The sequence below is a fragment of the Nocardia sp. NPDC003345 genome, from assembly GCF_053589395.1.
This window is the reverse complement of the sequence record NZ_JBSFRU010000150.1, coordinates 1-14,394: the sequence shown is the minus strand read 5'-3', so window position 1 is coordinate 14,394 and position 14,394 is coordinate 1. Positions and strand designations below refer to the sequence as shown.

Below are 14,394 nucleotides of genomic sequence, written 5' to 3'. Positions count from 1 at the left end.
GGACCGAGGTCAGATGGGCGCCCGACAGCGCCCGGTAGCGGGCGACGAGGCTGTTGTCGACGGTGCCGTCGAGCATCGACCGCAACCGCAGGACGCCGGACCAGTTCTCGGCGGTGACCGTGACGGCGAGGGCGGCCAGCGGCGGCCGGTGCATGGCGACGAAGCGGCGCTGCTCCACCCGGGTGATGCGGCCCGCTCCATCGCGGAACCGGAACACGCGGCGCAGTTCCGCACGACGGATATCGAGGTGCTGCCGGTATTCCAGCAGGTCGGCGGTATCGACATCGAACCACTCACCGTCGCCGACGCGGAAGGTCACCGGCAACCAGTCGGGCAGGTTGACCAGGCTTTCGTTCTCGACGTGCTGCCCGCGAACCACATCCTCGAGGCGGTTGTACACACCGGCCGCGTAAGTGCCCGGATAGTGGTACTCGCCCGCGCTGCACTCCGGTGCCGCGCCCCGGGTCGCGAAATAGCCGTTGCCGAGCGTGCACAGGGCCTCACGCAACGTCTCCCGTTCCGGTTCGTACCCCTCGTAACCGAGAATCCACTCTTCCGACCGGGCTCGCCCGGTCCGCGCACCGAGGAGCCGCTCCAGCCGGACGAGCAGGTCGCGCACCCGTCGCGGGCCCGCGACCGAGAACCGGGCGGCGGTGTATCGGTCGCAATTCTCCGGATCACGGACCACCACGGCGATGCCCTCGTGACCGACCGCGTCGAACGCGTCCTCGTCGGTCACGTCGTCGCCGATATAGATCGCATCCGACGGCCCGTCGATGTGGCCGAGAATCCAGCGCAGGGCATGGCCTTTGTCCCAGTCCACATCGGGGCGCACTTCGATCACCTTGCGCCCCGCGGTGACCCGCAATCCCGCCGCGCGGCCGTAGTCGCGCACGGCGGCGACCACCGTCGCGGCATCCTCGCCGGCCGCGTTCCGGAAGTGCACCGCCACCGCGAAACGTTTGTGCTCGACAGCGACGCCCGCGATCCCACCCAGCCGCGACCGCAGATCGGTGGCCGCGCGCGACAGCGCCGCTTCGACACCCGGGACCACCTCGGGCACCGTGCGGGAACCGCCGGGCGCCATCAGCTCGAATCCGTGGCTGCCCGCGAGCCGGATTCCGGGGAGGGGTAGGCGCGCCCGCAGATCGTCGAGACCGCGCCCGCTGATCACCGCCACCGGACAGTGCGCGGCGAGTTCGGTCAGTGCCGCGGCTGCACCGTCCACCGGCTCGGCGGCGGCCGGGTCGGCAACGATCTCCGACAGCGTCCCGTCGAAATCCACGACGACGGCGAGAGTCCCGGAATCCAGCAGATCACCGACCTGCGGCCAGAATTCGAAGATATCCGGCACCTCGCCGACCCGCCGAAACCCACCGAGGACCTCGATCCCGGCCGCGTCCTCGACCACCGCATCGGCGCCCGCCGCCGGTAACCGATCCACGGCGCCCGTACGGTCGATGCCGATCACGAGAGCGAATCCCCCTCGCCGTCCGGCCGCCACCCCCGCTTCGGCGTCCTCGACGACCACCGTCCGATCCACAGTTGTTCCCAGCCTGGCCGCCGCCTCTCGCAGCACCGCCGGATCGGGTTTGCCCGGCAGCCCCAGTTCGTCGGCGTCCACCCCGTCCACCCGGACCTCGAACAGATGCCCGACTCCCGCTGCCGCGAGTATCCGCGCGCAGTGCCGGCTCGCGGAGAACACGCCGGTTCGCACGCCCTCACCGCGTAGCCGCCGCACCAGGGCCACGGTCGAATCGAATGCCGCGACACCGTCGTGGGCCAGCCGCCGCAGGAAGAGTTCGTCCTTGCGGTTACCCAGGCCGCACACGGTTTCCGTCGACGCCGGGTCACGAGGGTCGCCGCACGGCAGCCGAAGCCCCCGAGCGGCGAGAAAGTCGGCTACCCCCTGGTACCGGGGTTTGCCGTCGACGTACTTCAGATAGTCGGCCGCTGTGAACGGCGATCTGTCCTGCCCCGGGCCGGCCGGCCGCGCGGCCAGGAAGGCGTCGAACAGTTCGGTCCACGCCGCCGCGTGCAGCGCGGCGCTGTCGGTCACCACGCCGTCCATATCGAAGATCACCGCATCGTGGCGGCGGGTATCGATTCGCGGCGTGCCCGTATGGTCGGCCACCATCTCAGTGTGAACGGATCGTGCCGCATCGGGCAGGGGCCGAAGGTCCGTACTTTCGGCGCCGGACCATCCCGGTAGCCCAGCGGTTCGCGACTGCGGCCGTCGAACCGCGGTTGCCGGTGTCTCCGGCTCAGGGCACCAGCACCGCCGCTCCGTCGAACCGGCCGTGGGCGAGGTCGCAGAGCGCGCGGTCGGCGTGATCCAGCGGGTACCGATGGGTCCGCACCCGCAGCCGGTGCTCACCGGCGAAGGTCAGGAATGCCCGGGCGTCGGCCCGCGTATTGGCGGTGACGCTGCGGATCTGCTTTTCCCGGAAGAGGTGCCGCTGATAATTCAGCGGCGGTACATCCGTGAGATGGATACCGGCCAGCGCCAAGGTCCCACCGGCCGCGAGCGCTTCGGCCGCGGGCGGTACCAGTTCTCCGGCCGGGGCGAACAGGATGGCGGAGTCCAGGGGCTCCGGGGGCGGGTCGGCGGCGTGCTGGACCGAGGTGGCGCCGAGATCCAGCGCCAGTTCGCGGGCGGCCGCGCCCCGCGTCATGACATGGACCCGGGCGCCGCGGGCCAGCGCGACCTGGGTGGTGAGATGGGCGCTGCCGCCGAATCCGTAGATGCCGAGCACGCCCCCGTCCGGGAGTGCCGCCCTGGTCAGTGCCCGGTAGCCGATGATGCCCGCGCACAGCAGCGGCGCCAGCTCCCGATCGCCGTATCCGGCAGGCAGCGGGAGCGCGAAATCCGCCGGTACGGTGACATATTCGGCGTAACCGCCGTCGGCGTCCCACCCGGTGTACCGCGACTCGGGGCAGAGATTCTCCGCGCCGCGCCGGCAGAACCGGCACACCCCGCAGGTATGACGCAACCATGGGATTCCGATGCGGTCACCCACCGCGAACTCCGTACCGCTCGCCCGTCCGGTGCCGGTGACCTCGGCCACGACCTCATGGCCCGGAACCACATGCGGATGGTGCACGGGCAGGTCACCCTCTACTACGTGCAGGTCGGTCCGGCAGACCCCGCAGGCCAGGACCCGCGCCGACAGTTCACCGGGCCCGGGGCCCGGCAGCGGTTCCCGCTGCTCGGAGATCGGGCCGCTGTCGACGCTGCCGGGCTCCCGCACCCGCCACGCCCGCATGGTCGGTGGGAGCGCGGCCGACCGCGTGTTCATACCGCGACCTCCTCGATCAGCCGGGTACCGGATACGAGAGTGGGTTCGATACCGATCACCACGCCGGATTCCGGGTCATCCCACGGTCCCAGCCGGCGCGCGTACTCTTCGGCGGTTTCGGGAGCATCGATCACCCGGGCCGGTCCGGTGACCAGCACCGACCACCCGGCCCGCCGGACGGGGTCGATATCGTCGGCGTAATAGGCGACGATCACCGACCGGCCGCGCGGGGCCGGTAGCAGCCCGGCGAAGGGCCGTGTCCACACCACGATCTTGCCGTTCTCCCCGATCAGATGGTTCACCGGGCGCACCGCGGGAAGCGCGTCGTGAGTGAACACGATCCGGCCGAAGGGAGCGGAAGCCAGCAGCCGCAACGCCTCGGCACGCTCGATACCCACCGCACGGCGCGGCCCCGCGCCGTAACTCGTGGGCAGCTCTGACCCGGTCATCACCTCTCACCGCTTTTCCCTGGTAGTACTCACACCAGATCACCACCGGGGGCCGAGGGGGGACAGGGCCGAACGCACTCGGCAGCCGCTCACCAAGTACCTTCGTCCACCTGCCATCCGGAACGGTGGTGGCAGGCATCCGGCCGGAGACTCCCGTCCGGAGGAGCGCGACCGTCCCCGATCGGGACCAGATCCCGAGTGGGGTACCCGGACGGCATCCGGACGTGGATGCCCACGCACTTGATGCGTCGGAAATCTCGGCGCCTGGTACCTCTGGTCTCGGATACTCGCTCCTGACCTGGTCCGATGGGTGGCGCGCGGCCGCGGGCGGTGGAAGAATACGGCTCATGGAACGCCAGGTGTCCGCGAGGCGTGGTCGGCCACCGGTAACCGAAACGCTCTCGCAGTTGCGGCTGCACGAACTACTCGACGAGGTCCAGGAACGCATCGCCCAGATCGTCGATGTGCGTGACCGGATGGACCGGCTGATGGAAGCCATGCTGTCCATCACCGCGGGCCTGGACCTGGACGACACCCTCACCTCGATCGTGCACACCGCCATCGAGCTGGTCGATGCCGGCTACGGCGCCCTCGGTGTACGCGGTACCGACGGCAGGAGCGACCAGCTGGCCGAGTTCGTCTACGAGGGGATCGACGACCCGACCCGGGTGCTGATCGGTGATCTTCCGCGCGGCCACGGGGTGCTGGGAGTGCTCATCCAGGAGCCGAAACCCATCCGGCTGGCGAATATCGCCGATCACCCGGCGTCGGTCGGGTTCCCGGCCCATCATCCGCCGATGCACAGTTTCCTCGGTGTTCCGGTGAAGGTCCGCGAGGAGGTGTTCGGCAACCTTTACCTCACCGAGAAGATAGGTGCCGAGGAATTCACCGAGGACGACGAGGTGGTGGTGCAGGCGCTGGCGGCGGCCGCCGGTATCGCCATCGAGAACGCTCGCCTCTACGAACAGACCCGCGTGCGCCAGCGCGGCCTGGAAGCGACCCGGGACGTGGCCACCGAACTCCTGGCCGGCGGTGAACCACAGGAGGTCCTCGACCTCGTCACCGACCGCGCCCGCACGCTGACCGAGGCCGTCAGCACCTTTGTGGCCCTGCCCGACGATCCCGACCTGCCCGAGGACGAGGTCCGCGAACTCACGATCGTCTCCGTCTCCGGTGACCGGGCGGACGAACTACGCGGACAAAGGCTGCCGCTACGCGGTTCCCATTCCGGCCGCGCGTTCCGGCAGGGCCACACCATCACCGTCGACCAGCTCGCCACCGATGTACTGCCGGGGCTCAGGGGCGAGTACGGGCCCACGCTCATGCTCCCGCTCCGCGCCGGGGACACCATCATCGGCGTACTCACCACCATCCAGCCCGCCGGAAGCGATGCCCTCGACCCCGCGGTGCAGGCGATGATGACCGTGATCGCCAACCAGGCCGCCCTCGCCCTGCGGCTGTCGCAGACCCAGCGTCGGATGCGGGAACTGGACGTGGTCGCCGACCGCGATCGCATCGCCCGCGATCTGCACGACCACGTCATCCAGCGCCTGTTCGCACTCGGTCTGGGCCTGCAGGGCACCTTGCAACGCGCCCGCGGCGACGAGGTGAAAGCCCGGCTCGGTTCGACGATCGACGATCTGCAATCCATCATGCAGGAGATCCGCCATTCGATCTTCGACCTGCACAGCACCACCCTCACCGAATCCGCCGACTACCGCAAACACCTGCACGAGATCGTCACCGGACTCACCGCCGACACGGAACTGCGGACCTCGATCCGCATCACCGGCCCGGTAACCGTCCTGGCGCCACCGCTGTCCGACGATGTCGAAGCGGTCCTGCGCGAAGCGGTCAGCAATGTGGTGCGGCACGCCCACGCCGGCACACTGTCGGTCGAGCTCCGCGTCGACGACGCGGTAACCCTCGAGGTTTCCGACAACGGCGCCGGACTACCGGCCGGCAATCAGCGTCGCAGCGGGCTGGCGAATCTGGAGGCCCGGGCGGACCGGGCGGGCGGGCAATGCCAGGTCGAGCGCAGACCCAGCGGCGGCACCCGGGTGTGCTGGACCGCTCCCCTGCCCTGATCCTGGCGGGTACGGCCGGCAGGGGACCGCAGCGATACTCGGGCCGGGGCACCCGGTGATCGCCGAGGCGGTCATCCGGCCCGCCCGGCACGGAACTCCCCGTCCGCCGGGGCCGATCCCGGTCTCCGCTGTGGGTGGAGCACGCGATCCAAGCGCATCGCCACATAGCCCGACAACGACAGCATGCTGACGACGGCGACATCGCTCATGGTCAGTGGCTCGGTGCCGAGCAGGTCCCGCAGCAGCGGGAGGTAGAGCCCAGCGAACTGGAGGACGACCGCCCCGGCGACCGCGACGAGCAGAAGCGGATTCGCCAGGGACCGGGTCCGGACCCGTGATCCCAGCGCCGCCGCGAGCTGAGTGAGCCCCAGGGCGAGAAATGCCATGCTCTGCCAGGGTCGGCCGGTGTGCTCGGCCCACACCGCGACCCCGAGAGTCACGGCGGTGAGGACCACGGCGATCCGCAGCACGCGTTGCCACAGGCCGGCACCGAGAATGGTTTCCGTCGGCGGCCGCGGCCGGCGGCGCATCACATCCGGGTCCGCGGGCTCGCCGCCGATCGCGACCCCGGGCAGTCCATGGGTCAGCAGATTGATCCACAGGATCTGCGCCGGTAGCAGCGGCAGCGCCAGCCCGAGGAACGGTCCGGCCAGCATCACCGCGATCTCGGCGGCACCGCCGGACAACCCGTAGACCAGGAAGCGGCGGATATTGTCGTACACCCGCCGGCCTTCCTCCACTGCGGCCACCACGGTGCCCAGATTGTCGTCGGCCAGGACGAGATCGGCAGCTTGACGCGCCACTTCCGTGCCACGCCCGCCCATGGCGATGCCGATATCCGCGCGTTCGAGGGCGGGACCGTCGTTGACGCCGTCGCCGGTCATGGCCACCACCTGCCCCGCACCGTGCAGCGACTCGATGATCTCCAGTTTCTGCCCGGGGGTGGCCCGGGCGAACACCGCCCCCGTCGCCCGATCCCGATCCGATACCGGCGTCCGGCAGTCGATCGCCCGGTCCGCGCCGGACAGGACCCCGAGTTCCGCCGCGATCGCGTGCGCGGTTCCCGTATGGTCGCCGGTGATCAGCACCGGGCGGATGCCGGCCCGCCGGCAGTCGGAGATCGTCGCGGCGGCGGCGGGGCGCGGCGGATCGATGATCGCGACCAGTCCGAGCAGGTCCAGCCCCTGCTCCAGCTCGCCCACCGGCGGCGAATCGGCGCGGTCGGCCCGGGCGACGGCCAGCACCCGCAGGCCCTCGTGCGCCCATCGGTCCGCGCACGCGGCCGCCCGGGCGAGCAGATCCGGGCCGGTATCGAGGACCTCGGGCGTCAGCACCGCTTCCGGCGCCCCCTTACAGACGATCCGGAAGGTGCCGTCCGGCAGGCGGTGCGCGGTCGACATCCGCTTGCGGTCACTGTCGAACGGTTGTTCGGCAATGCGCGGCAACCGCGACCGGACCTCGCGCGGATCGAGGCCCAGCTTCAGCGCGGCGCCCAGTAGTGCCAGCTCGGTCGGGTCACCGAGAGCAGTCTCGTGGCCCGGTTCGCCGGGAGCGGACGCTACCAGTTCGGCATCGCTGCACAGCGTGACCGCCGTCAGGACAGTGGTCACGGCGGGCCGGTCATCGGGTCCGATCACCGCCCCGCCCACGGTGACGGTACCGGTGTAGCCGGACCCGGACACCGAAGCCTCTACTGCCGGTGTCCATATCCGCCGGGCGGCCATCCTGCCTTCGGTGAGAGTGCCGGTTTTATCGGTCGCCAATACCGTCACCGATCCGAGTGTTTCGACGGCGGGCAGGCTCCGCACCAGGGCTCGGCGCTGTGCCATCCGCCGGGCCCCCAGCGCGAGACTCAACGTCACCACCGCCGGTAGCGACTCCGGCACCGCGGCCACGGCAAGGCTGATCGCGGTCACCACCATCAGCTCGACCGGTTCGCCTCGCAGCAAGCCGAACGCGAGCACCACCACGCACAGGGCCACCACCACCCCGGCCAGCACCCGGCCGAATTCCGACAACCGCCGTTGCAGCGGCGTCGGTTCCGGGCGCCGGTCCAGCAACCGCGAAATCCGGCCGGTGGCGCTCGCCGAGCCGACCGCGGTCACCACCGCACGGCCCCGGCCCCGCACGACGACGGTGCCCGCCGATAGTGCGGTGTCCCCAGTGGCGCTCTTGCTCACGGGCACCGACTCCCCGGTCACCGCCGACTCGTCGATCGCCAGTGCCTCGGCCTCGGTCACCGCGGCGTCGGCTACCAGCACATCGCCCTCACCGAGTATCAGCAGATCGCCGACCACGACTTCGGCGGCGGCCACCTCTGTCTGGGCCCCGTCGCGGACGACCCGCGCGGTGGGTGCGGTCAGCGTCGAGAGCGCGTCGATCGCGCGCGCGGCCCGGACCTCCTGGGTCACTCCCACGACCGTATTGACGATCACCACCGCCAGGATCACCGTGACATCCGCCCAATCGCGGGTCACGAGAGTCAGCGCGGCGGCCGCCAGGAGAACGAGTATCAGCGGGTCACGAAGCTGCCCCGCGACCCGGCGCCACAGGGGCCGGGGCGGATTCCGCGGCAGGACATTGGCCCCGTCCCTGGCCGCGGCCGCCGCCGCCTGGGCGGAGGTCAGCCCGACCGTCCCCGGCAGTGCTGTCACCTTTCGGCCGGTATCCACTTCGCGATCACCCGGGTGATCGCCGTGCGGTGTGGGCTGCGGGACACGGCTGCCCTCCTCCCGATCGGAACCGACGTCGACCAGTGTGCGGTGCACGACAGAGCTCGGACCAGGGCATTACGTCACCGCGCGAGCGGTCCGCGGTAACGCACCGCAGGCCTCCGCACCGGCCGGGAGCCATCGGTGCCGTTGCGATCCAATTCGCCGAGCACCGTGCCGACGACGCGGGGCACGGCCGCCGCCACCGCCTCGGACAGGCCACTTCCGATATCCCACCGGGCGGCCTCGGCCGCGACCACCACCAGCCGCCCCGGTAACCGCCCCAGCGCCCGGCCCAGCCGCACCGCGTCCACCAGCCCGGGAGAGTGTGAACTGACGGAGGTCTGCTCCGAGTCGGCCAGCTCTTTCTCCCCGAGGCATCGGATGCTGCCGGGGTCCGATGCATGCCGGACTTCCGCGTCCACCACCACCGCGATATCCGCTCCGGCCCACAGGTCCATCAGTTCGGTGCATTCGCCGGTGCAGACCACCACTTCGACCCCGGGACGGAGCAGTGCGGCCACTTCGGCGGCCACCACCGCGCCGACCCCGTCATCGTGCCGCCATCGGCTCCCGACGCCGATGACGATCGCCCGGCGGCCGGTCACCGGCGCACCATGTCGAGCGTCAGAAAATGCGCAGAGCAGGAGATACAGGGGTCGTAGTTGCGGATGGCCCGTTCACACAGCCCGGCCAGAGCCGTGTCCGGGAGATCGAGGTGAGCGGCTACCACCGACCGCAGGTCCGCCTCCATCACCGCCTGGTTCTGCGAGGTGGGCGGCACGATATCGGCGGCCCGGACCGTCCCGTCGGCGTCGAGGCGGTACCGGTGATAGAGCAGACCGCGCGGTGCCTCGCTCACCCCGTAACCGGTTCCGGCGCGCGGGCGTACCGGAACCGCCGCCCGCGGCGGACGCCGGTAGCCGGCGATAAGGGTCAGGGCTTCGTCCATCGCGTGGACGACCTCCACCAGGCGCACCAGGATGCTCCGGAAAGGGTTGCGGCAGGTATATCCAGACCGACCTCCGCCGCGAGCTCCCGCGCCCGCGGCGACAGCTGCGGATAGTTCAGCGTGAACCGGGCCAGTGGGCCGGTGAGGTAGCTCCGGCCGTCGAACGTCGAGTGCAGGGCCGTCGAGTAGGGCACCTGCCGTTCGACGATATGGGTACCGAACTCGTCCGCGCCGCAGCACACTCCACTACTCGTCTGCACCTCGCCGGTATCTATCGGGTATCGGGGCGGGTCGGCGGCCGCGACCAGTTCGCAGTCGAGTTCGGCATCGGGAAAGTCGAAGCGCGCCACGCGCCGAGCGGTGTTCACCGCGTAATCCAGGCCACGGCGCAGCGATTCGGCGACCGGAGCGAGATCGCCCGGCACAGGCACCGAGTAGAACCCGCCGACCTTGACATTCACCGGATGAATGGCCCGCCCGCCGAGGACTTCCAGCAGCGTATTACCGGCCTTCTTCATGGCCAGCCCCTGCTCGACCAGTTCCCGTTCGGTCCGGGCCAGGGCCACCGCGTCGGGACAACCGAGGAAATCCGGTATGTGCAGCAGGAAGATGTGCAGGCAGTGGCTGGCGATCCACTCGCCGCAGTACAGCAGCCGTCGCAGCTCCCGCAGGGGTGGGTCCAGTTTCACCCCGCACACCTGTTCCAGTGCGTTGCACGCGCTCACCTGATACGCGACCGGGCAGATTCCGCAGATGCGCGAGGTGATATCGGGCGGCTCGGTGTAGGCGCGCCCCCGCAGCAGGGCCTCGAAGAATCTGGGCGGTTCATAGATGCGCAATTCGACCGACCGCACCGTGCCCTGGTCGAGCACGATACGCAGTGCGCCTTCGCCTTCCACCCGGGCCAGGGCATCGACCGAGAGCTGTCTACGCTCGCTCGCCACGATCCCGCTCCGCGAATTCGGGCGCGGCGACGGCGAAGGTCCGGAACGTGCGATCGATATCGTCGACCGACATACCGTTGACCTCCAGCACCGGCAGCAGCGCGTGGATATTCGGGTCCGCCATCGGTCCGAAACAACCGAAACAGCCCCGATGGTAGGCCGGGCACAGGGCGCCGCAGCCGGCCTGGGTCACCGGACCCAGGCACGGAATCCCCTCCGCGACGGTCACACAGGTGGTGCCGCGCCGCTTGCATTCGGTGCAGACACTGGTGTTCGGGATATCGGGGGCGCGCCCGGCCAGGAAAGCGCACAGGGTATCCAGCAACTGTCGACGATCGATGGGACATCCGCGCAGTTCGAAATCGACGGTGACGTGGTCAGAGATGGGCGTGGATGTCGCCAGCGTCTCGATGTACTCCGGGCTCGCGTACACCGCCGAGGTGAACTCCGCGACATCCGCGAAATTGCGCAGCGCCTGAATACCTCCGTGCGTGGCGCAGGCGCCGATGGCGATCAGGATCCGGGACTGTTCGCGGATCTCGGTGATCCGGCGCAACTCGTCCGGGGTGCTGATCGAGCCCTCGACCAGAGAAACGTCGTAGGGTCCCGGTTCCGCCGCGCTGGATGCCTCGGTGAAGTGCACGATGCGGACGCGATCGGCGAGCGTCAGCAGTTCGTCCTCGCAGTCGAGCAGCGTGAGCTGGCACCCGTCACAGGAGGTGAATTTCCAGACCGCCAGCGTCGGTGTCGTGGTCACAGTTCGCTCACCGCCAGCAAGGGTTCGGCGGTGGCGTAATCGATGATCGGCCCGTCGCGGCACAGCAGTAGCGGCCCCAGCTGGCAATGCCCACACCGGGCGACCCCGCAGTGCATATTCCGCTCCAGCGAGACCCGGATCCGTTCGCCGGGAACCCCTTTGCCCAGCAGCGTCTGCGCGCAGAACCGCATCATCGGCTCCGGCCCGCACAGGAAACCGGTGGTCCGGGCGCCGTCGAGATCCAATTGGGCCAGTGGTTCGGTGACGAATCCGATCCGGCCCGGCCATCCCGGCGCCGGATGGTCCACCGTCTGCCGGATCTCGATACCACCGCACTGCGCCCACCGATCGAGCTCGGGTGCGAACAGCACGGCGGCGGGAGTCCGGGCGCCGGTGATCACCGTGACCCGGCGGTACCGATCGCGTGCCGCGAGTACCGCGAGTACCAGCGGGCGCAGCGGGGCGAGGCCGACTCCTCCCCCGACGATCACCAGGTCACTGCCGACCGCGGTCTCCTCGCCCCAGCCGGTACCGAAAGGTCCGCGCACCCCGACCAGCCCGCCGACAGTGGTTTCGGTCAGGGCCCGGCTCACGGCGCCGACCGATCTGATCGTGTGCTCGAGCGATCCGTCCTCGACACCCGGGTCTCCACTGACCGAGATCGCGACCTCGCCCACACCGAAGCGGTAGAGCATCATGAACTGGCCCGCCCGGAATCGCGGTGCCGCGCGGCGAACCGGCTCCAGCACCACGGAGACGACATCGCGGGTGGCGGCGGTGCGCCGTAGGACCCGATACGGCAGCATCGTGTCGCCCGCGACCGGCGCGGCGATCGCCGTGCCGGTCACCGCCCACCGCCCGCGGCATCGGAGACCTGGTCGAAACCGGCAGGCGCGGCGGGGTCTCGATAGAGGTCGGCCAGTCGCGCGCGGGTGGCCTGCAGCCGGATGAACAGAGCTTCGAAGAACACGCGCATCAGCTCGCGGCCGAACCGCGGATCGGCGTCGGCGAGGCCGGTGAGGGTGGCCGCGTCGAATTCGACGGCCGCCACCGCCTCGAGGGTCATCGCGCCGAAATGCCAGCGGTACGGCGGCACCAGCCATGACCACCCCAGCAGATCCCCGCCGTGCAGGGTCTGCAGGACGATATCGCCGCGCCCAGCCACGGTGGCGGCCAGTTGTACCCGGCCGCCGCGGATCAGCCAGCAGCGGTCCGCGGGCGTACCCTCCCTGATGACGCGGTAACCGGCCGGGAACGACATCTCACGCCCGGTCCCGGCCAGGATGTGCCGGCCGTCGCTGTCGAGCGCCGCCAGGCTCGGGAACGAGGCCAGCTCGTCAGCGGTTACCATCGCGGGCTTCCCCGGCCGATTCGGCGAGAGCAGCCACCTCGGCGGTGAGATCGATTTCGGCCGGGCACCAGTCGATACACCGGCCACAGCCCACACACCCCGAGCTACCGAACTGATCGTGCCAGGTGCCGAGCTTATGACTCAGCCACTGCCGGTATCGGCCCTCACCGCTGGTACGCACGCTCCCGCCGTGGACGTAGGAGAAATCCAGTTCGAAGCACGACGCCCATCGCTCCCACCGCTGCGCGTGGTCACCGGTGAGGTCGGTGACGTCCTCGGTGGTGGTGCAGAAGCAGGTGGGGCATACCATGGTGCAGTTACCGCAGGTCAGGCAGCGGGAAGCCACCTCCTCCCAGTGCGGTGATTCCCGCGAGTCCCGGACGAGCTGCGGCACGTCCACATCGGGCATCGCCCGGCCCATCCGGCCGGCGGCTGCCGAGACCGAGGCCCGCGCCCGCGTCAGTTCGCCCGGCTCGGCCGGCCGGGCGTCGAGCTGCGCGAGCACCTCGGCACCGGTGTCGGTTCCGACGTCGACGACGAAAAGATGCTCCTCTTCGACGTGCTCGGTGAGCGCGAGGTCATAGCCGCCACCGGCACCGGGGCCGGTGCCCATCGAGGCACAGAAGCACACACCCCCCGGCTCGGTGCAATTCGCCGCCACGATGAACAGTCCCGCGAAACGACTTGCGGATGATGGATCGGGGTAGGCACCGCCGCCGAGCACCCGGCCGAGAATGCCGATTGCGGCCAGATCGCAGCCGCGGACCCCGAGAAAGGCGAAACGCACGGGAGGCTCATCAGGGGGCTCGGATTCCAGCTCGGGCCCCACATCGAAGAGTTTGCGTCGGGGCGGGTGCAGGAACTGCTTCCAGGACCCGGGACCTGCGGAATGCGCGAACACGGCGTCATCATCCCGGCGGTGCAGGCGGTATCGACCCGGCGCGGTCTCGACTCCCCATCCGTCGGGCAGATCGGCGCCGGACCCGAGCTCGTCCAGCACCACAGCGCTCCCGCGAACCTGCGGGCCGATCACCCGGTACCCGCGCTCGCGCAGCACCGCGACGAGCCGGTCCAGACCTGCGCGGTCGATCACCGCGGAGCTGCCGGGCATTCTCACCGCCTCCATTCGGCCGATCCAGCGACATTCTGTGTCGAGTCTGGTCCGGTTCCGGGCGCCGCGGCGAGAGCAGAAAGTCACCGATATCCGCTCGGTACCGCGGTCAGCGCTCTGCCCGGTGCGACCGGCGGGTCAACAGATGCGCGGCAACTGTTCGCCGGCCGGAAGATCGACCACCCGGGTCCCGCCGAGACCGGTGCGCGCGACCACCATTCCAGGATGCTCCGGAACACATTCACCGATGACCTCCGCGTGGGCGCCGAGTGGATGGGCCCGCATCGCCGCCAGCACCCGGGCCGCGTCCGCCGGCGGCACGAAGGCGATGAGCTTGCCCTCGTTGGCCACATACATCGGGTCGAGACCGAGCAAGCCGCACACATCGCGGACCGCGCCCGGCACCGGTAGCCGCGCCTCCTCCAGTGTGATACCGACAGTCGCGGCCCGGGCGATCTCGTTCAATGCCGCCGCCACCCCGCCTCGTGTCGGGTCGCGCATGGCGTGCACGTCGGCGCCGGTCGAGAGCATTGCCGCGACCAACGCGTGCAAGGGTGCGGTATCGCTGCGCACGGTGGTACCGAACTCCAGACCCTCCCGGCAGCTCAGCACCGCGACACCGTGCACACCGATATCACCACTGATCAGCACCGTATCGCCAGGGCGCACCCGCTGGGGCCGGATATCGACCTCGGGGCCGAGTAGCCCGATACCGGTGGTGTTGACGAACACT

11 protein-coding genes and 1 pseudogene are annotated in these 14,394 nt (G+C 70.0%); 1 reads left to right on the top strand and 11 read right to left on the bottom strand.

Annotated features, from left to right (window positions below):
* The 3 genes from otsB to ACWDU1_RS17635 form a co-directional block, all read right to left on the bottom strand.
* The coding region (gene otsB / locus ACWDU1_RS17645; protein WP_449999698.1) for a trehalose-phosphatase at positions 1-2,134 on the bottom strand (2,134 nt) is incomplete at its 3' end.
* Between the two features lie 130 nt (positions 2,135-2,264).
* Positions 2,265-3,266: a zinc-binding alcohol dehydrogenase family protein gene (locus ACWDU1_RS17640; RefSeq protein ID WP_449999699.1), complete on the bottom strand. Its 1,002-nt coding sequence runs from the start codon at positions 3,264-3,266 to the stop codon at positions 2,265-2,267.
* A 29-nt stretch (positions 3,267-3,295) separates the two neighbouring features.
* Positions 3,296-3,748: a pyridoxamine 5'-phosphate oxidase family protein gene (locus ACWDU1_RS17635; protein ID WP_449999696.1), complete on the bottom strand. Its 453-nt coding sequence runs from the start codon at positions 3,746-3,748 to the stop codon at positions 3,296-3,298.
* Positions 3,749-4,095: 347 nt separating this feature from the next.
* Between ACWDU1_RS17635 and ACWDU1_RS17630 the strand changes: the two genes are divergently transcribed.
* A complete protein-coding gene (locus tag ACWDU1_RS17630; RefSeq protein WP_449999694.1) occupies positions 4,096-5,835 on the top strand; it encodes a GAF domain-containing protein in 1,740 nt (579 codons plus the stop codon).
* A gap of 71 nt (positions 5,836-5,906) precedes the next feature.
* Here ACWDU1_RS17630 and ACWDU1_RS17625 read toward each other — a convergent pair whose 3' ends face one another.
* From ACWDU1_RS17625 to ACWDU1_RS17590, 8 genes and pseudogenes are all read right to left on the bottom strand, one after another.
* The gene (locus ACWDU1_RS17625; RefSeq protein WP_449999693.1) at positions 5,907-8,489 is read right to left on the bottom strand and encodes a cation-translocating P-type ATPase; all 2,583 of its coding nucleotides are present in this window, start codon (positions 8,487-8,489) and stop codon (positions 5,907-5,909) included.
* Between the two features lie 140 nt (positions 8,490-8,629).
* Positions 8,630-9,154, bottom strand: coding sequence for a hydrogenase maturation protease (locus ACWDU1_RS17620; RefSeq protein WP_449999691.1), 525 nt, complete (start codon positions 9,152-9,154; stop codon positions 8,630-8,632).
* Positions 9,151-10,442, bottom strand: a pseudogene (locus ACWDU1_RS17615) (Ni/Fe hydrogenase subunit alpha). The gene ACWDU1_RS17620 and the pseudogene ACWDU1_RS17615 overlap by 4 nt, the downstream one beginning before the upstream one ends.
* Positions 10,426-11,199 (bottom strand): NADH-quinone oxidoreductase subunit B family protein, encoded by a 774-nt coding sequence (locus ACWDU1_RS17610; protein WP_449999689.1) that lies wholly within the window; start codon positions 11,197-11,199, stop codon positions 10,426-10,428. Before ACWDU1_RS17610 ends, ACWDU1_RS17615 begins: the two are co-directional and overlap by 17 nt.
* The gene (locus ACWDU1_RS17605; protein WP_449999688.1) at positions 11,196-12,047 is read right to left on the bottom strand and encodes an FAD/NAD(P)-binding protein; all 852 of its coding nucleotides are present in this window, start codon (positions 12,045-12,047) and stop codon (positions 11,196-11,198) included. The genes ACWDU1_RS17610 and ACWDU1_RS17605 overlap by 4 nt, the downstream gene beginning before the upstream one ends.
* Positions 12,044-12,550, bottom strand: a complete 507-nt coding sequence (locus tag ACWDU1_RS17600) for a Crp/Fnr family transcriptional regulator (RefSeq protein WP_449999687.1) — start codon at positions 12,548-12,550, stop codon at positions 12,044-12,046. The genes ACWDU1_RS17605 and ACWDU1_RS17600 overlap by 4 nt, the downstream gene beginning before the upstream one ends.
* Positions 12,537-13,661, bottom strand: coding sequence for a 4Fe-4S dicluster domain-containing protein (locus tag ACWDU1_RS17595; RefSeq protein WP_449999686.1), 1,125 nt, complete (start codon positions 13,659-13,661; stop codon positions 12,537-12,539). The genes ACWDU1_RS17600 and ACWDU1_RS17595 overlap by 14 nt, the downstream gene beginning before the upstream one ends.
* Positions 13,662-13,799: 138 nt before the next feature.
* A partial coding sequence (locus ACWDU1_RS17590) for an AIR synthase-related protein (protein ID WP_449999684.1) occupies positions 13,800-14,394 on the bottom strand: 595 nt, incomplete at its 5' end.

What these genes read in the sequence shown, in the direction of transcription:
- ACWDU1_RS17640 (WP_449999699.1), bottom strand. Translation starts at nt 3,266, where the DNA reads ATGCGGGCGTGGCGGGTGCGGGAGCCCGGCAGCGTCGACAGCGGCCCG.
- ACWDU1_RS17635 (WP_449999696.1), bottom strand. Translation starts at nt 3,748, where the DNA reads ATGACCGGGTCAGAGCTGCCCACGAGTTACGGCGCGGGGCCGCGCCGT.
- ACWDU1_RS17630 (WP_449999694.1), top strand. Translation starts at nt 4,096, where the DNA reads ATGGAACGCCAGGTGTCCGCGAGGCGTGGTCGGCCACCGGTAACCGAA.
- ACWDU1_RS17600 (WP_449999687.1), bottom strand. Translation starts at nt 12,550, where the DNA reads ATGGTAACCGCTGACGAGCTGGCCTCGTTCCCGAGCCTGGCGGCGCTC.
- ACWDU1_RS17595 (WP_449999686.1), bottom strand. Translation starts at nt 13,661, where the DNA reads ATGCCCGGCAGCTCCGCGGTGATCGACCGCGCAGGTCTGGACCGGCTC.